Raw genomic sequence first — 18,156 nt, 5'->3', positions numbered from 1 at the left:
GCGCCATGGAGCTGAAGGCCACCCGCTACGAAATCACGGACGGCGTCGCCGTCGTGACTCTCGCCCGCCCGAAGCGGCGCAACGCCTGGACCGGGCGGATGCATGCCGAGTACCGCTGGATCCTGCTCGAGGCCGACCGCGATCCCCGCGTGCGGGTGATCGTGGTCACTGGCGACCCCGAGGGACAGGCGTTCTGCGCGGGCGCCGACCTGCAGGCGCTGGAAGGCCATTCGGCGAAGGGCGGATACGATCCCGGCACGCCGGACGACATCGCCGAGCCGGGGTTCGGCGTCGACCCGGCGTTCGACGCGGCCTTCGCCTACCACTTCGGGATCGGCAAGCCGGTGATCGCGGCGATCAATGGCGCGGCGGCCGGCGTGGGCCTCGTGCTGGCCGCCTTCGCGGACCTCCGGTTCTGCGTTCCGGGCGCGAAGTTCACCGCCGCGCACGGGCGGTTCAACTTCCCGGCGGAATTCGGCCTCTCCTGGCTGCTGCCGAGGATCGTCGGCCTCACCCATGCCAACGACATCCTGCTCTCCAGCCGTGTGTTCACCGCCGAGGAGGCGATGGTCATGGGCTTCCTCAACCGGGTCGTCCCGGCCGAGCGGTTGATGGAGGAGGTGCTGGAGTACGCGAAGACCATCGCGACGAGCGTTGCGCCGGGGTCAGCGCGCGAGACCAAGCGCCAGATCTACCGTGACCTGCACCGCGACGCGGCCAGCTCCGTGCGCGCCGCCGAGGCCCTGCTCGAGCAGATGGCCCGCGAGCCCGACTACGAGGAGGGCGTCAAGGCCTGGATGGAGAAGCGTACTCCGGCATGGACGGGTGGTTGAGTTCGACCTGTTGAGTCCGCCGCCGGTTTCCTGTAAGAGCCGCGCCTTCACGCCGTTCCCCTCGGGGCATGGCGCGGGCAGGGGCGTCCTTAGGGCGCGCGCCTGAGCCTGTCAGAGAACAGCGGGGACCAGGGGCCACCTGGACCATAACGCGAAGGAGAGCCCTCCTTCGGCCGCCGGGAGACGGGAAGATGATAGTTCCGCACCCAGCCGCCTCAAGGCTTGGGCGCGAGGCTGCGGCTTCTCTCACTCGACAGGGATCTACCGGCTCGCGCACTCGCGCGCGGGTCGAACCTGAGTATGGAGACCGCAATGGACCGCGCTCAAAAGCAGGAAGCCATCGAAACGCTGAAGGGCGATTTCGCGGCTGCCGGCGCCGTGGTCGTGACCCACTACATGGGTCTGACCGTTGCGGAAATGACCGATCTGCGGGGCAAGCTGCGTGAGCAGGGCGCCCAGCTGAAGGTGGTCAAGAACACCCTGGCCACGAAGGCTCTGGACGGCTCGATCGGCGAGCAGGGCGACGCCCTGTTCAAGGGTCCGGTCGCCATCGCCTTCGCGTCCGATCCGGTGTCTGCCGCCAAGGTCGCGACCCAGTACGCCAAGGAGAACGACAAGTTCTCCGTCATTGGCGGCTTCATGGGTCAGCAGGTGCTGGACAAGGCTTCGGTGACGGCGCTCGCGTCGCTGCCCTCGCTCGACCAGCTCCGCGGCAAGATCATCGGCCTCCTGCAAGCCCCGGCGACCAAGATCGCCGGCGTCCTGCAGGCCCCGGCCGGCCAGCTTGCGCGTGTCGTTGGCGCTTACGCCGCCAAAGACGCCGCCTGATCGTCATCTTCCCCGACAACCCAATATCCTCAAGGATCCAATCACATGGCTAATCTCGAAAAGCTGGTCGAAGACCTGTCCGCCCTGACCGTCCTGGAAGCCGCCGAGCTCTCCAAGCTGCTGGAAGAAAAGTGGGGCGTCTCCGCCGCCGCTCCGGTGGCCGTGGCCGCTGCTCCGGGCGCCGGTGGCGCTGCTCCGGCCGAAGCCGCCGAAGAGCAAACCGAGTTCACCGTTGTTCTGACCGCCGGTGGCGACAAGAAGATCAACGTGATCAAGGAAGTCCGCGCTGTCCGTCCGGACCTCGGCCTGAAGGAAGCCAAGGACCTGGTCGAAGGCGCTCCGCAGAACGTGAAGGAGAACGTCTCCAAGCAGGAAGCGGAAGAGATCAAGAAGAAGCTCGAAGAAGCCGGCGCCACCGTCCAGGTGAAGTAAGCCGGAGCTTCGGTTTCGAAGTCTCTGCGAAAGGGCCGGGGGGCGACCTCCGGCCCTTTTTCTTTGTGCTAGGCTCGCGCCATGCTCGACTCCGCCGTCGTCAGCGCTTTCGTTCACGGGATCGCAGCGGGCCTCACGCTCACCACCATGCTGGGCGTCGTGCGCAGCGGCCTTCGGCGCGACGTGAAGATCGCGGCGACGCTGTTCAGCGTCAGCATCCTGGCGTGGATGATCAATGAGTCGCCGCCGCTTTGGCAGGTGCTGGGCGAGCCGTGGCCCGTCGCATTCGCGGCCTTCGCGGTCGCGGGGCTGTTCTGGCTGTTCGTGCTCGTCGTCTTCGCGGACTACCGCGTGACGCCCTTGACCGTGGCGCCGGCCCTTGTGCTGCTCGTTTCCGGCGTCGTGATGTTCTCGGTCCCCCCGCCGATCAAGGAAGCCTTGTGGTGGCTGCGCAATGCGTTCTCGGGGCTGCTCGCGATCCACGCCGGCGTGCTGATCGCCCGCGGGTGGGCTGACGACCTTGTCGAGGGGCGGCGGCGCTTCCGGGGCTTGCTGCTGGGCTTGGCATGCCTGTTCGCCGTGCTTGAGGTCGGCGTCGGCTTCACCTTCCGCCTCACCCATGATCCGGCCTGGCTGCAGCTCGTGGTCGGTCGCACGGGCGGAGGCCTGCTGCTCGCCGTGCTCACGCTGAGCCTCGCAGGCTTGATGTTGCGGCCGGATCCGTCCGTGTTCGGCGCGCCGCGGCGGCAGGAGGCGCCGCCGGACACCCGCGCCCAGGCGGCCGACCGCCTGACGCTCCAAAGGCTCGACGCCATGATGGGCGAGGGCGCCTGGCGCCGGGAGGGGCTGACCATCGGCGCGCTCGCCCGGGACCTGGGCGTGCCCGAGCACCGGCTTCGGAAGCTGATCAACGGCCGCCTGGGCCACCGCAACTTCGCCGACTTCGTGAACGGCTACCGGATCGAAGCCGCCAAGCGCCGGCTCGCCGACCCGGCCGAGGCCCGGACCACTGTGGCCGCCATCGCCTTCGACCTTGGCTTCGGCTCGCTGGGCCCCTTCAACCGGGCGTTCCGGGCGGCGACCGGCCTCACCCCCACCGACTGGCGGCGCGAGGCCTTGGCCTCGCCGGAACTGAAAGAAGCCGTCTGATTCCGGAATCGGCGAGGCTGTTGCGGCCTGGGCGAGACCGCGCGTGGGGCCTCCGCTTCTCTCGGCGCATCGAACCGAGAGGGGATTTCCCATGGAAACCGCGCTGACCGACGTCGCAGCGATCTGGCTTCGCGAGCTGCGGCCGACGCTGACCCGCTACCTGATCTTCACTGTGGCCGTCTGGCTGCTGCTCTGGGTCGTGCTCGCGCCGTTCATCAAGGCGCGGAAGATCCGCGAGGAAAGCCCGCCCGCGCGTCAGATGCTCACCGAGCTGATGTTCTCGCTGCGCTCGATGATGGTGTTCGCCACCGCCGGGATCCTGATGACCTTCATGTTCCGCTGGGGCCTATATCCCCTGGGCGAGATCGCCAACGGCTGGGGTCCGGCGTGGTTCGGGATCTCCATCGTCGCCGGGATCATCGGACTGGACGCCTGGTTCTATTGGGCTCACCGGCTGATGCACGACCCCAGGCTGTTCCGGCGGTTCCACCGGCGCCATCACCGCAGCCACAACCCGTCGCCGTTCACCGCCTACAGCTTCGACATCGGCGAGGCGGTGGTCCTCATCGGCTTCGTCATCGTCTGGCCGCTGGTCTTCCCGATGCCGTGGAACGCCATGCAGTGGGTGATGCTCTACCAGATCGCAACCAACACCCTGCTGCACTCGGGCTACGAGCTGATGCCCGCGAGGCGCGACGGCAAGCCGATGCTCGACTTCATCGTCACCACGAGCCACCACGATCTTCACCATGCCCAGGCCGGCTACAACTACGCCGCCTGGTTCACCTGGTGGGACCGGCTGATGGGCACCGAGCACCCCGAGTACCACGCCCGCTACGCGCGCGCCGCCTGGCGCCCCTTCGCCCCGAACGCCTCGCCAGTTCCGGCCGAGTAGACTGTCCACAAGGGGTTGGAAAAAATCGCAGCTCTACCGCAAGGGGTGGCGGAACTTCCGATGTGCGTCCCTGGTTTGGGGGCTGCGCGACCAGCGTAGACTATCGGAAGCTAGCACTGTCCCGGAGCCTATCCCCGGGATCGACCAGAAGGCGGCGTCGGGATCTCCACCCGGCGCCGCCATTTCGTTGCTAAAAGGGCTTCCCTTCCGCCCCCCAAACATCCTATCTCCGCCTCTTCGCGAAATTTCCGATTCCGAAGACGCGGTTCTTCGCGCGTATTGCTCCGAGGCATGGCCCTAAGCCCTCCGGCCATGCGAGGGGCGCCCCTGACGACACAGGGGCTTCCAGCGTCCGGCTCCCAGCAGGGAGCACGAGGGTGGACGCAGGATACCAAAGCTCGACGGCGGGACTCCGTGCCCGCACGTCCTCAAGGGATAAAAATGGCGCAATCCTTCACCGGTAAGAAGCGGATCCGGAAGTCGTTCGGCCGCATTCCCGAAGCCGTTCAGATGCCGAACCTGATCGAGGTTCAGCGTTCGTCCTACGAGCAGTTCCTGCAGCGCGAGACCCGCGCCGCGGACCGCCGGGACGAAGGCGTGGAAGCGGTCTTCAAGTCCGTCTTCCCGATCAAGGATTTCAACGAGCGCGCGGTGCTCGAATACGTCTCCTACGAGTTCGAGGAGCCGAAGTACGACGTCGAGGAATGCGTCCAGCGCGACATGACCTATGCCGCGCCGCTGAAGGTCAAGCTGCGCCTGATCGTCTTCGAAACCGACGAAGAGACCGGCGCCCGCTCCGTGAAGGACATCAAGGAGCAGGACGTCTACATGGGCGACATCCCGCTCATGACGGAGAAGGGCACCTTCATCGTCAACGGGACCCAGCGCGTCATCGTCTCCCAGATGCACCGCTCGCCGGGCGTCTTCTTTGATCACGACAAGGGCAAGACGCACGCTTCGGGCAAGCTGCTGTTCGCCGCCCGCGTGATCCCGTATCGCGGCTCCTGGCTCGACTTCGAGTTCGACGCCAAGGACATCGCCTACGTCCGCATCGACCGCCGCCGCAAGCTGCCGGCCACCACCTTCCTGATGGCGCTCGGCATGGACGGCGAGGAGATCCTCTCCACGTTCTACGAGTCGGTTCCCTACGAGAAGAAGGGCGACGGCTGGGCCACCCCGTACAAGGCCGAGCGCTGGCGCGGCGTGAAGCCGGAGTTCCCGCTGATCGACGCCGACACGGGCGAGGAGATCGCTCCGGCCGGCCAGAAGATCTCGGCGCGTAACGCCAAGAAGTTCGCCGACAACGGCCTGAAGACGCTGCTGCTCGCGCCTGAGGCGCTGACCGGCCGCTACCTGGCGCGCGACCTCGTCAACTTCGAGACCGGCGAGATCTACGCCGAGGCCGGCGACGAACTGGACCCGGCGCTGCTCGCCTCGCTGGAGGAGCAGGGCTTCGCCACCCTCGACGTCCTCGACATCGACGACGTCAACATCGGCGCCTACATCCGCAACACCCTGCGGGTGGACAAGAACACCGTCCGCGAGGACGCCCTCTTCGACATCTACCGGGTCATGCGCCCGGGCGAGCCGCCGACGGTGGAAGCCGCCGAGGCGATGTTCAAGAGCCTGTTCTTCGACGGCGAGCGCTACGACCTCTCCTCGGTCGGCCGCGTGAAGATGAACATGCGTCTCGAGCTGGACTGCCCGGACGACGTGCGCATCCTGCGCAAGGAAGATGTGCTGGCGGTGCTCAAGACCCTGGTGGGCCTGCGCGACGGCCGCGGCGAGATCGACGACATCGACAACCTCGGCAACCGCCGGGTCCGTTCGGTGGGCGAGCTGCTGGAGAACCAGTACCGCGTCGGCCTGCTGCGCATGGAACGCGCCATCAAGGAGCGCATGAGCTCGGTCGATATCGACACGGTCATGCCGCACGACCTGATCAATGCGAAGCCGGCGGCCGCCGCCGTGCGGGAGTTCTTCGGCTCCTCGCAGCTCTCGCAGTTCATGGACCAGACGAACCCGTTGTCGGAAATCACCCACAAGCGTCGCCTGTCGGCGCTTGGCCCGGGTGGTCTGACCCGCGAGCGGGCCGGCTTCGAAGTCCGCGACGTGCATCCAACCCACTACGGCCGGATCTGCCCGATCGAGACGCCGGAAGGCCCGAACATCGGCCTGATCAACTCGCTGGCCACCCACGCGGTGGTCAACAAGTACGGCTTCATCGAGAGCCCGTATCGCCGCATCCGTGACGGCAAGATCACCGACGAGGTGGTCTACATGTCGGCCATGGAAGAGGCGAAGCACGTCATCGCCCAGGCCAACATCAAGCTGGACGGCGGCGCCATCGTCGAGGACCTGGTCCCCGGCCGGATCAACGGCGAACCCTCGCTGCTGCCGAAGGCCGACGTCGACCTGATGGACGTGTCGCCGAAGCAGGTCGTTTCTGTCGCGGCGTCGCTCATTCCGTTCCTGGAAAACGATGACGCCAACCGCGCCCTCATGGGCTCGAACATGCAGAAGCAGGCCGTGCCGCTCATCCAGTCGGATGCGCCGCTGGTCGGCACCGGCATGGAGAGCGTCGTGGCCGTGGACTCCGGCGCCGTCGTGGTGGCCCGCCGCTCGGGCGTCGTCGAGCAGATCGACGGCACCCGGATCGTGGTCCGCGCCACGGAAGAGACCGACCCCACCAAGCCGGGCGTCGACATCTACCGCCTGCAGAAGTTCCAGCGCTCCAACACGTCCACCTGCATCAACCAGCGTCCGCTGGTCCGCGTGGGCGACCGGATCGCCGCCGGCGACGTGATCGCCGACGGCCCGTCGACGGAGCTCGGCGAACTCGCCCTGGGCCGCAACGCCCTCGTCGCGTTCATGCCGTGGAACGGCTACAACTTCGAAGACTCGATCCTGATCTCCGAGCGGATCGTGCGCGATGACGTCTTCACCTCGATCCACATCGAGGAGTTCGAGGTCATGGCCCGCGACACCAAGCTGGGTCCAGAAGAGATCACCCGCGACATCCCGAACGTCGGCGAGGAAGCGCTCCGCAACCTCGACGAAGCCGGCATCGTGGCGATCGGCGCCGAGGTCCTGCCGGGCGACATCCTGGTCGGCAAGGTGACGCCGAAGGGCGAGAGCCCGATGACGCCGGAAGAGAAGCTGCTGCGCGCCATCTTCGGCGAGAAGGCGTCCGACGTCCGCGACACCTCCCTGCGCCTGCCCCCGGGCGTCGCCGGGACCATCGTGGAAGTCCGCGTGTTCAACCGTCACGGCGTCGACAAGGACGAGCGCGCGCTCGCGATCGAACGCGCCGAGATCGACCGGCTGGGCAAGGACCGCGACGACGAGTTCGCGATCCTGAACCGCAACATGACCTCGCGCCTGCGCCAGTTGCTGGTCGGCAAGTCCGCCGTCTCGGGTCCGAAGGGCCTGGGCCGCGGCGAGATCACCGCCGACAAGCTGGAAGAGATCTCGCCCGGCCTGTGGTGGCAGATCGCTCTGGACGACGAAAAGGCCATGGGCGAGCTGGAGGCCATGCGCCGCCAGTTCGACGAGGCCCGCAAGCGTCTGGACCGCCGCTTCGAGGACAAGGTCGACAAGCTGCAGCGCGGCGACGAGCTGCCGCCTGGCGTGATGAAGATGGTCAAGGTGTTCGTCGCAGTGAAGCGCAAGCTGCAGCCGGGCGACAAGATGGCCGGCCGTCACGGCAACAAGGGGGTCATCTCCAAGATCCTGCCGATCGAGGACATGCCCTACCTGGAGGACGGTACGAGCGTCGATATCGTGCTGAACCCGCTGGGCGTGCCGTCGCGGATGAACGTCGGCCAGATCTTCGAGACCCACCTGGGTTGGGCCGCCGCCGGCCTGGGCAAGCAGGTCCAGAACCTGCTCGAAGCCTGGCAGAACGGCGGGCAGCGCAAGGCGGTCATCGACCACCTGCAGGAGGTCTATGGTCCCGACGTCGAGCTGCCGGACACCGATGAGGAGCTGGTCGAGCTCGCCCGGAACCTGTCGAAGGGCATTCCCTTCGCCACTCCGGTGTTCGACGGCGCCCACATCGAGGACATCGAGAACCTGCTCGAGAAGGCGGGCCTCGACCGGTCCGGCCAGTCGTACCTGTATGACGGGCAGTCGGGCGAGCGCTTCAAGCGTCCGGTCACCGTCGGCTACATCTACATGCTGAAGCTGCACCACTTGGTGGACGACAAGATCCACGCCCGTTCGATCGGTCCGTACTCGCTCGTCACCCAGCAGCCGCTGGGCGGCAAGGCGCAGTTCGGCGGTCAACGCTTCGGGGAAATGGAGGTCTGGGCTCTGGAAGCCTACGGCGCCGCCTACACCCTGCAGGAGATGCTGACGGTGAAGTCGGACGACGTGGCGGGCCGGACCAAGGTCTACGAGTCCATCGTCCGCGGCGACGACACCTTCGAAGCCGGCATCCCGGAAAGCTTCAACGTGCTGGTCAAGGAGATGCGCTCTCTCGGCCTGAACGTGGAGCTGGAAAACAGCTAGGCGCGGGAAACCGCCGTCCGCACATGCGAGGGAGGGGCCCGTCAGCTCCTCCCCCCACCGCTCTTGGAATACTGACGAACTGGAAATCCGATGAACCAGGAAGTCCTGAATATCTTCAACCCGGTCCAGGCCGCGCCGACCTTCGACCAGATCCGCATCGCTCTGGCCTCGCCGGAGAAGATCCGCTCGTGGTCGTTCGGCGAGATCAAGAAGCCCGAGACCATCAACTACCGCACGTTCAAGCCCGAGCGTGACGGCCTGTTCTGCGCCCGCATCTTCGGTCCGACGAAGGACTACGAGTGCCTGTGCGGCAAGTACAAGCGCATGAAGTACAAGGGCATCATCTGCGAGAAGTGCGGGGTCGAAGTCACCCTGGCCCGCGTGCGCCGCGAGCGCATGGGCCACATCGAGCTCGCCTCGCCGGTCGCCCACATCTGGTTCCTGAAGTCGCTGCCCTCCCGCATCGCCCTGATGCTGGACATGGCGCTGAAGGACATCGAACGCGTCCTCTACTTCGAGCACTACATCGTCACCGAGCCCGGCCTCACCCCGCTGAAGCAGCACCAGTTGCTGACCGAGGACGAGTTCCTGCGCTTCCAGGACGAGTTCGGCGACGACAGCTTCACCGCCGAGATCGGCGCCGAGGCGGTCCAGGGCCTGCTGAAGGGCCTCGACCTCTCCAAGGAGGCCGACAAGCTTCGTGAGGAGCTGGTCACCACCACCTCCGAGATGAAGCTGAAGAAGGCGTCCAAGCGCCTGAAGCTGATCGAGAGCTTCCTCGAGAGCGGCAACAAGCCGGAGTGGATGATCCTGACGGTGATCCCCGTGATCCCGCCGGAGCTCCGCCCGCTCGTTCCGCTGGACGGCGGCCGCTTCGCCACCTCCGACCTGAACGACCTCTACCGTCGGGTCATCAACCGGAACAACCGCCTGAAGCGGCTCATCGAGCTGCGCGCGCCGGACATCATCATCCGCAACGAGAAGCGGATGCTGCAGGAAGCCGTCGACGCCCTGTTCGACAACGGCCGCCGCGGCCGGGTGATCACGGGCGCCAACAAGCGGCCCCTCAAGTCGCTCGCCGACATGCTGAAGGGCAAGCAGGGCCGGTTCCGTCAGAACCTGCTCGGCAAGCGCGTCGACTACTCGGGCCGTTCGGTCATCGTGGTCGGCCCCGAGTTGAAGCTGCACGAGTGCGGCCTGCCGAAGAAGATGGCGCTCGAGCTGTTCAAGCCGTTCATCTACGCGCGCCTGGACGCCAAGGGCCTGTCGGGCACCGTGAAGCAGTCCAAGCGCATGGTGGAGCGCGAGCAGCCGGCCGTCTGGGATATTCTGGACGAGGTCATCCGCGAGCACCCGGTTCTCCTGAACCGCGCGCCGACCCTCCACCGCCTGGGAATCCAGGCCTTCGAGCCCAAGCTGATCGAAGGCAAGGCGATCCAGCTGCACCCGCTCGTCTGCGCGGCCTTCAACGCCGACTTCGACGGTGACCAGATGGCCGTCCACGTGCCGCTCTCGCTGGAAGCCCAGCTGGAAGCGCGCGTGCTGATGATGTCGACGAACAACATCCTGTCGCCGGCGAACGGCAAGCCGATCATCGTGCCGTCGCAGGATATCGTGCTCGGCCTCTACTACCTGTCGCTGGCCAAGGACGGCGAGCCGGGCGAGGGCAAGGCGTTCGCCGACCTGTCGGAGATCGAGCGTGCGCTCGACGCCGGCGTCGTCACCCTGCACTCGAAGATCAAGGCGCGTCACACCGAGATGGACGCCGACGGCAACGTCGTGCGGAAGGTCATCGAAACGACGCCGGGCCGGATGAAGATCGCCGCCCTGCTGCCGCACCACCCGGCGCTGGGCCACCGCCTTCTGGAGAAGAACCTCACCAAGAAGGAAATCGGCAACCTGATCGACGTCGTCTACCGCCACTGCGGTCAGAAGGCGACGGTCATCTTCGCCGACCAGGTGATGGGGCTGGGCTTCCGCGAGGCGGCCAAGGCCGGCATCTCCTTCGGCAAGGACGACATCGTCATTCCGGCCCGCAAGGCGCCGATCGTCGAAGAGACCCGCAAGCTCGTGGAAGAGTACGAGCAGCAGTACGCCGACGGCCTGATCACCAAGGGCGAGAAGTACAACAAGGTCGTCGACGCCTGGGCGAAGGCGACGGACCGCGTGGCCGACGAGATGATGGCGGAGGTCTCCTCCGCTCCGGTGGGCGCCGATGGGCGTCAGGCCGAGATCAACTCGATCTTCATGATGTCCAACTCCGGCGCCCGCGGTTCGCAGGCCCAGATGAAGCAGCTCGGCGGGATGCGCGGCCTGATGGCCAAGCCGTCCGGCGAGATCATCGAGACGCCGATCATCTCGAACTTCAAGGAAGGCCTGACCGTCCAGGAGTACTTCAACTCCACCCACGGCGCCCGTAAGGGCCTGGCCGACACGGCGCTGAAGACCGCCAACTCGGGCTACCTGACCCGCCGTCTGGTGGACGTGGCGCAGGACTGCATCATCAACGAGGAAGACTGCGGCACCACGCGCGGCATCACGCTGCGCGCCGTCGTCGAAGGCGGTGACGTGCTGGTCTCGCTCGGCCAGCGCATCCTGGGCCGCTTCGCGGCCGAGGACATCAAGGAGCCGGCCGGCGGTGACGTGATCGTTCCGGCCGACACCTACCTCGACGAGGACATGATCGACCTGGTCGAGAACGCCGGCGTCCAGTCGGTGAAGGTCCGCTCGGTCCTGACCTGCGAGACCAAGAACGGGGTCTGCGGCGCCTGCTACGGCCGCGACCTGGCGCGCGGCACGCCGGTGAACATCGGCGAGGCCGTGGGCGTCATCGCCGCCCAGTCGATCGGCGAGCCGGGCACCCAGCTGACGATGCGGACCTTCCACATCGGCGGCACCGCCCAGGTGGCCGAGCAGTCGTTCTTCGAGAGCGGCAACGAAGGCGTGGTGAAGATCAGCGGCGGCAACACGGTCGTGAACGCCGAGGGCCACCTGATCGGCATGAGCCGCAACCTGCAGCTCGTCGTCCAGGTCGATGGCAAGGACCGCGAGTCCTACAAGCCGCCGTACGGCGCCCGCCTGCGGGTGAAGGACGGCGAGAAGGTCAAGCGCGGCCAGCGCCTGGCCGAGTGGGACCCGTACACCACCCCGATCATCACCGAAGTCGGCGGTCGCGTGCGGTTCGAGGACCTGGTGGAGAACTTCTCGGTCCGCGAGGAAGCCGACGAAGCCACCGGCATCTCCAACCGCGTCGTCATCGACTGGCGCGCGTCGACCAAGGGCTCGGACCTGCGTCCGGCCATGGCGGTGCTGGACGAGCAGGGCGCCTACAAGCGCATCTCGAACGGCGGTGAAGCCCGTTACCTGCTGCCCGTGGGCGCCATTCTCTCCGTCGGCGACGGCGATGAGGTGAAGCCCGGCGAGGTCATGGCCCGTATCCCCACGGAAAGCGCCAAGACGCGCGACATCACCGGCGGTCTGCCGCGGGTGGCGGAGCTCTTCGAAGCGCGGCGTCCGAAGGACTGCGCGGTCATCGCCGAGATGGACGGCCGGGTCGAGTTCGGTCGGGACTACAAGAACAAGCGCCGCATCAAGATCACCCCGGAAGACGGCGGTGAGGCGGTCGAGTTCCTGATCCCGAAGGGCAAGCACATCGCCGTCCACGACGGGGACATCATCCGCAAGGGCGAATACCTCATCGACGGCAACCCGGATCCGCACGACATCCTGCGCATCCAGGGCATCGAGGCGCTGGCCGACTTCCTGGTGAACGAGATCCAGGAGGTCTACCGACTGCAGGGCGTGCCGATCAACGACAAGCACATCGAGACGATCGTCCGTCAGATGCTGCAGAAGGTCGAGATCCTCGAGCCGGGCGACACCGGCCTGCTCAAGGGCGACCATCTCGACAAGATCGAGGTGGACGAGGAGAACGTGAAGGCGGAAGCCCGTGGCGGCCGTCCCGCGCTCACCCAGCCGGTCCTGCTCGGGATCACCAAGGCGTCGCTGCAGACCCGCAGCTTCATCTCGGCGGCCTCGTTCCAGGAGACCACCCGCGTCCTCACCGAGGCGTCCGTCCAGGGCAAGATCGACACCCTGGAAGGCCTCAAGGAGAACGTCATCGTCGGCCGGCTCATCCCGGCGGGCACCGGCTCCCTACCTGCGGAACCTGCAGCGCATCGCCGCCAAGCGCGACGAGGCCCTCACGCAGAGCCGCGAGGAGGCCATGGAGCCGCTGCCGGAAGCCATCGCCGTCGAGGCGGAGGAAGCCGAGCGCGTCGAGCCGTAAGGCTCTGGCAAGCTGACCTGGCGAGCGGCCCGGGAGCAATCCCGGGCCGCTTTGCTTTTGAGGACCCGGTACGGCGGTCTTGACGCGGGCTTTCCGTCCGTCGACGTTGCTTCACGGGAGCGAACGCCTGTCTGTTCGCTGAGCTTCGGGGGAGCCGCCTTGAAACTGTTCGCATCGGCCGCGGTCGCGGCCCTGCTCGCCTGTGCGCCGGGTTTCGTCACGCCGGCCTGGGCCGCGCCGCCGCCGGCCTCGGCCTTCGGGCGCATTCCGGTCATCGTCGATGCGGAGATTTCGCCCAACGGCCAGCGGGTGGCGATTCTCGGCGGTACGTCGGAGCAGCGGGTCGTCTCCATCGCCACGGTGGACCAGCAGGGCATGCCGGTCGTGCAGCTCGGCGCGGTGGAGGCGGTCGACCTGCGCTGGGCGGGCGACGACCACGTCCTGGCGCGCATCGCCGGCTGGCGTCAGCTCGGGCCGCGGGTGGCCTATCGCTTCGAGCGGAACTTCTCGATCTCGGCCGAGGGCAAGGTCGTGGGACAACTCCTGCCCGGCGACGCAGCGTCCTCGTGGCTGACCGAGCAGCCGGTCCTGGGTGTCACGGCCTCCGCGCCGACCCGCGTGCTGGTGGGCGGACTCGCCGAGTCGAACACCTCGACGCCGACCGACACGCGGATGGCGCGCAAGGACGACGCCGTCCTGACCCGCGTGATCTACAACGTCGATCCTTCCACGGGCCGCGGCCGCATCGTCGAGCGCGGCAATCCCGACACCTGGACCTGGGAGGTCGATAACGCGGGCGAGCCGCGGGTGCGCCTGGAGATCGACGCGCTCAACGACCGCTTCTCTGTGCACGGGAAGCCCAGGGGCAGGAACCAGTATTCCCTGCTCTGGTCCGGGGACAGTTTCGAGAGCCGCCGGCTCTACTACGGTTACTCCGAACCGGACGACGCCATCTATCTGGCGATGGATGGCCGCCTCGTGCGCAAGCGGCTGGCGGACGGCGCGGTCGAACCCCTGACCGAGCCGGTCGCGACCAATCCGACGCTGCTCTGGGACGCCCACCGCAATACGGCCGCGGCGGTCCTCACCGGCGCCGAGCGGCCGACCTACCAGTGGCTCGACCCCGAGGTCGGCGTCACCCACGCCGCGCTCACCCGTGTGTTCAAGGCGCAGGACGTGGAGCCGATGAGCTGGTCCGCCGACCGGACGCGCTTCGTCCTGCGCGTGCAGGGTCCGGGGGCGGCGCCGGTCTGGTATCTGTTCGACAAGACCCGCAAGGAGCTCTCGCCGCTCGGCGACGAGTATCCGGAGCTGAAGGGCGTGGCGCTCGGGACCACCCGCTGGATCACCTACAAGGCCCGCGACGGTCTCGAGATCCCGGCTTACGTCACCCTGCCGCCCGGCGCGCCGGCCACGGGTGGGAAGCTGCCCCTGATCGTCCTGCCGCACGGCGGGCCGCAGGCGCGCGACACCTTCTCTTTCGACTATCTGGCGCAGTTCCTCGCCACCCGAGGTTATGCGGTGATCCAGCCGCAGTTCCGGGGCTCCTGGGGATCCGGCTCAGCCTTCGAGGCGGCCGGGGACGGGGAGTGGGGCGGCAAGATCCAGACCGACCTGCTGGACGGCGTGGCGGCGCTCGCCGCGGACGGTCAGATCGACCCCAAGCGGGTGTGCATCGTCGGCGCCAGCTTTGGCGGTTACTCCGCGCTCGCCGGCGCGACGCTCCAGCCGGACGCTTACCGCTGTGCGGCGGCGATATCCGGCATCGGCGACCTCGGCCTGTTCCTGGTCGAGAAGGGCCGCACCAGCGGCCGCGACTCCATTGTCGTGGACGAATGGCGCAGGCGGCTCGGCAAGGCCGACCTCGCCAAGCTGCAGGCGACCTCGCCCGCCCGCCAGGCGGCGAAGGCCGGCGGACCGATCCTGCTGATCCACGGCGAGCAGGACACGGTCGTTCCGGCCGAGCAGTCCCAGAGCATGGCCGACGCGCTGAAGGCCGCCGGCAAGCCCTACGAGCTGGTCCTCCTGCCCGACGAGAACCACTACTTCACCAAGGCGGCGAACCGGACCCGCATGCTGGAGGCCATCGAGGCGTTCCTGGCGAAGAACCTGCCGGTGGCGAACTAGGCCGCGCGTACCTAGATCAGGCGTCAACCAACGACGGAGGACGCCTGGTGCCGCTGCTGCTTTGCCCGAACGACAACACCTCGATGCAGAACGTGAACCGCAATGGGGTGGAGATCGACATCTGCCCCACCTGCCGCGGCGTCTGGCTGGACCGGGGCGAGCTGGAGAAGATCCTCGGCGACGTGAAGACGGAGTCCCAGGGCCAATCCCAGGACCGGCAGCGCTTTGAGCGGGAGGTGGACCAGTTCCACCGGGATCCCGACGCCTGGAAGCGGCAGCATCCGTATGATTCCGCGCACAAGCGCTACAAGTACGACGACGACTACCACTATCGGAAGAAGAAGAAGGGTTTCGACATCTTCGACATCTTCGACTGAGGCTGAGCCTCAGGGCGGGAGGCGCTCCAGCCGGCGGGCCGCCCGCTTGCTCGGCGGCGGGTTGGCCTGGCCGAACAGGCTCTCGCCGGCCCCGGTGATGTGAGGCTCGCCGTCGTAGGTCTCGCCCTGCGGGTCGGGCAGGCCCACCGGCGGGCTGACGGGGCGCTCCTGGACCGCGACCCGGGCGCTTTTGCGGGCCGCCGCCGCTTCGAGTTCGGCGCGCTTCGCCCGGGTCATGCCGAAGCCGGGATGGATGAAGGGCGCGTCCTTGGCGCCCTTGCCCAGCCGTTCGTCGCAATTCTCGCGTTCGGTGCGGTTGAGGCCGACGGCCGTGGCGTTGGCGCAACCCACGTCGCTGCGCCGCAGCACGCTGCGCAGTTGGTCCTTCGGCCCCTCCGGCAGCGGCGCCGGGTGGAAGTCACCGCGCCGCGGGCCCTCGCGGGCCGGGGCGGAAGGCGCGGTCGCGGCCTCGGGGACGGGGAGGGGCGCGAGCGGCAGGTCCTCCAGGCGGAAGCGCTGCGGTCGCCTGTGCAGGCGGATCGGCGCGGGCGCGGCCTCGCCCGCCGCGGGCGGCGGTGTCCTGGGCAGGATCAGCACCGGGATGATCGGTTCCGGCGGGCCCGAACGCATTGGCGGGACATGGAGGATCGGGGTGTTGGTCGCGAGGATCGCGAGCACCGCGAGGTGTGCCGCCGTCGAGGCGGCGATCGCCACCGTCGTCCGGCGTCGTCCCGCCTCGCCCATCATTCCCGCCGTCCCATCCGTGGAGCCTATCGGGAACGGCCTTGCGCGGCGAAATCGTGGCGGGCGGCGTCAGAAGGGGACCTTCAGCTTCGCGCGGTCGTTGCCCATCTGGGCGGCCATGCCCTCCGCGGTCTGGCCCGACCCCATGCGGCCCGGGGCCGTGGGTGGAGTCGGCGGCGCGTCGCGGTAGCGGACGTCGGCGGCCTTTCGCGCGGCGCTGGCGTCGAGGGCGCGGGCCTTGTCGCGCTCGATCCCCGCGCCGAGGTAGGGCGCGTCCTTCGCGCCGGCCGCCAGACGGCGGTCGCAGGCCTCACGCTCCTCGCGGGTGAGCAGGTCCGGACTGGCGCAGCCGACCCGGCTGCGAAGTACGCGCGTGAGGTCGAGCGCCTCGCCGAGTTTGCGCGCCGGCTCGTCCGGGGCGGCGGGGCTGGCGGCGGGCGTGTCTGCGGGGGCCGGCGCGGCCTCGGCCGCGGGTGTCACCAGCGGCCTCACGTGGGCCGGCAGGTCCCGGTCGCGGACCCGGCGGCGGTGAAGGCGGATGGCGCCGCTTCGCCCGCCCTCGGCGTTCTCGGGCAGGGCGCGCGGCGACAGCAGAAGGGGGATGATCGGGACCGGCGGCCCGCCGGGCTCCGGCGCCGGAGGGGCCAGCTTCGGCGCATGCAGCGCGAGGAGCGCCAGGACGCCCAGGTGGAAGGCGACGGAGACCGCGATCGCGGCGGTGCGCCCGCCAGCTCGTGTGCCCGTCATCCGCCCCTTCCGGCCGTCCCAAGCCCTGGCCCAAGCTTTGGCTTAGAGGGAAGGCGGCGGACGGCGATTTCATGGCCGGAAGATGGCCCTGCGGCGAAGGGGCCGCGTCCCTTGCGCAAACGTTGACGCGCCGGCGCTTCGCGACTATGTAGCGCGCTCTTTCGGGGCCGGGATTCGTTCCCAGCCTGGAGACGTGGTTCCCGTCGGAGCGCCAGACAACGGCGTCCCGGCGAGTTTTTGCGTTCACCGGCACGGCCCCGACCCGACGAAAACAAAAACCCCACTGAGGCGCCTCGGCCAAACGGCACACGCCTCCACGCAAGCGAGACTAGATGCCTACAGTCAACCAGCTCATCCGCAAGCCGCGCCAGGACAAGCCCTCGCGCAACAAGGTGCCGGCCCTGAAGGGCTGCCCCCAGCGCCGTGGCGTCTGCACCCGCGTCTATACGACGACCCCGAAGAAGCCGAACTCGGCTCTGCGTAAGGTCGCCAAGGTGCGCCTGACCACCGGCATCGAAGCGGTGTGCTACATCCCCGGCGAAGGCCACAACCTGCAGGAGCACTCCGTCGTGCTCATCCGCGGCGGCCGGGTGAAGGACCTTCCGGGCGTCCGCTATCACATCCTGCGTGGCGTGCTCGACACCCAAGGGGTCAAGGACCGCAAGCAGCGTCGCTCGCTCTACGGCGCCAAGCGTCCGAAGTAAGGATCAGAAGTCATGTCCCGCCGCCGTCGCGCAGAGAAGCGTCAAGTCCTTCCGGATCCGAAGTTCGGTGATCTCGTGGTCACCAAGTTCATGAACTACGTGATGTACGAAGGCAAAAAGGCCGTCGCCGAGAACATCCTCTACGGCGCCTTCGATATCCTGGAAGCCAAGCGCAAGGACCAGGGCCCGCTGGAAACCTTCCACGCCGCCCTGGACAACGTCGCCCCCGCCATCGAGGTGCGTTCCCGCCGGGTCGGCGGCGCCACCTACCAGGTGCCGGTGGAAGTCCGTCCGGACCGCCGCCGCGCGCTCGCCATCCGCTGGCTGGTGAACGCCGCCCGTAACCGTGGCGAGAACACCATGACCGAGAAGCTGGCCGGCGAGCTGCTGGACGCCTCCTCGAACCGCGGCGCCGCCGTCAAGAAGCGTGAAGACACGCACAAGATGGCCGAAGCCAACCGGGCCTTCTCGCACTACCGCTGGTAAGCGCCCGCATCCTGAGCTTCCCGGCGCGGGCGGT

12 protein-coding genes and 1 pseudogene are annotated in these 18,156 nt (G+C 67.9%); 11 read left to right on the top strand and 2 right to left on the bottom strand.

The features are described from left to right. Nucleotides 1-5 precede the first annotated feature (5 nt). The 9 genes and pseudogenes from LRS04_RS23225 (at nt 6) to LRS04_RS23185 (ending at nt 15,441) form a co-directional block, all read left to right on the top strand. On the top strand, nt 6-833 hold the full coding sequence (locus LRS04_RS23225; RefSeq protein WP_257818428.1) for an enoyl-CoA hydratase-related protein: 828 nt from the start codon (nt 6-8) through the stop codon (nt 831-833). Between the two features lie 312 nt (nt 834-1,145). Further along, nucleotides 1,146-1,661 (top strand): 50S ribosomal protein L10, encoded by a 516-nt coding sequence (gene rplJ / locus LRS04_RS23220; RefSeq protein WP_257819228.1) that lies wholly within the window; start codon nt 1,146-1,148, stop codon nt 1,659-1,661. 45 nt (nt 1,662-1,706) lie between these two features. Continuing rightward, nucleotides 1,707-2,093: a 50S ribosomal protein L7/L12 gene (gene rplL, locus LRS04_RS23215; RefSeq protein ID WP_257818427.1), complete on the top strand. Its 387-nt coding sequence runs from the start codon at nt 1,707-1,709 to the stop codon at nt 2,091-2,093. Nucleotides 2,094-2,174: 81 nt separating this feature from the next. Continuing rightward, complete coding sequence (locus LRS04_RS23210; RefSeq protein ID WP_257818426.1) at nt 2,175-3,242, top strand: AraC family transcriptional regulator; 1,068 nt, start codon at nt 2,175-2,177, stop codon at nt 3,240-3,242. Between the two features lie 91 nt (nt 3,243-3,333). After that, nucleotides 3,334-4,137: a sterol desaturase family protein gene (locus tag LRS04_RS23205; RefSeq protein WP_257818425.1), complete on the top strand. Its 804-nt coding sequence runs from the start codon at nt 3,334-3,336 to the stop codon at nt 4,135-4,137. 441 nt (nt 4,138-4,578) lie between these two features. Continuing rightward, nucleotides 4,579-8,649 (top strand): DNA-directed RNA polymerase subunit beta, encoded by a 4,071-nt coding sequence (gene rpoB / locus LRS04_RS23200; protein WP_257818423.1) that lies wholly within the window; start codon nt 4,579-4,581, stop codon nt 8,647-8,649. Between the two features lie 90 nt (nt 8,650-8,739). After that, nucleotides 8,740-12,937 (top strand): annotated as a pseudogene (gene rpoC / locus LRS04_RS23195) (DNA-directed RNA polymerase subunit beta'). A gap of 159 nt (nt 12,938-13,096) precedes the next feature. After that, the gene (locus tag LRS04_RS23190; protein WP_257818422.1) at nt 13,097-15,064 is read left to right on the top strand and encodes a S9 family peptidase; all 1,968 of its coding nucleotides are present in this window, start codon (nt 13,097-13,099) and stop codon (nt 15,062-15,064) included. Between the two features lie 47 nt (nt 15,065-15,111). Next, on the top strand, nt 15,112-15,441 hold the full coding sequence (locus tag LRS04_RS23185; RefSeq protein WP_257818421.1) for a zf-TFIIB domain-containing protein: 330 nt from the start codon (nt 15,112-15,114) through the stop codon (nt 15,439-15,441). Between the two features lie 9 nt (nt 15,442-15,450). On the opposite strand, the gene LRS04_RS23180 is transcribed toward LRS04_RS23185, so the two are convergent. Together LRS04_RS23180 and LRS04_RS23175 are read right to left on the bottom strand one after the other, a co-directional pair. Then, nucleotides 15,451-16,185, bottom strand: a complete 735-nt coding sequence (locus LRS04_RS23180; protein WP_257818420.1) for a hypothetical protein — start codon at nt 16,183-16,185, stop codon at nt 15,451-15,453. Between the two features lie 69 nt (nt 16,186-16,254). Continuing rightward, nucleotides 16,255-16,932, bottom strand: coding sequence for a hypothetical protein (locus LRS04_RS23175; protein ID WP_257818419.1), 678 nt, complete (start codon nt 16,930-16,932; stop codon nt 16,255-16,257). A gap of 332 nt (nt 16,933-17,264) precedes the next feature. Between LRS04_RS23175 and rpsL the strand changes: the two genes are divergently transcribed. Both rpsL and rpsG read left to right on the top strand, forming a co-directional pair. Then, nucleotides 17,265-17,636, top strand: coding sequence for a 30S ribosomal protein S12 (gene rpsL / locus LRS04_RS23170; RefSeq protein WP_056018026.1), 372 nt, complete (start codon nt 17,265-17,267; stop codon nt 17,634-17,636). Nucleotides 17,637-17,648: 12 nt separating this feature from the next. Next, complete coding sequence (gene rpsG / locus LRS04_RS23165; RefSeq protein ID WP_257818418.1) at nt 17,649-18,122, top strand: 30S ribosomal protein S7; 474 nt, start codon at nt 17,649-17,651, stop codon at nt 18,120-18,122. The last annotated feature ends 34 nt before the right edge of the window (nt 18,123-18,156 follow it).

The sequence above is a fragment of the Phenylobacterium sp. J367 genome (assembly GCF_024699985.1).
GTDB lineage: Bacteria > Pseudomonadota > Alphaproteobacteria > Caulobacterales > Caulobacteraceae > Phenylobacterium.
This window is presented reverse-complemented; position numbering and strand designations above follow the sequence as displayed.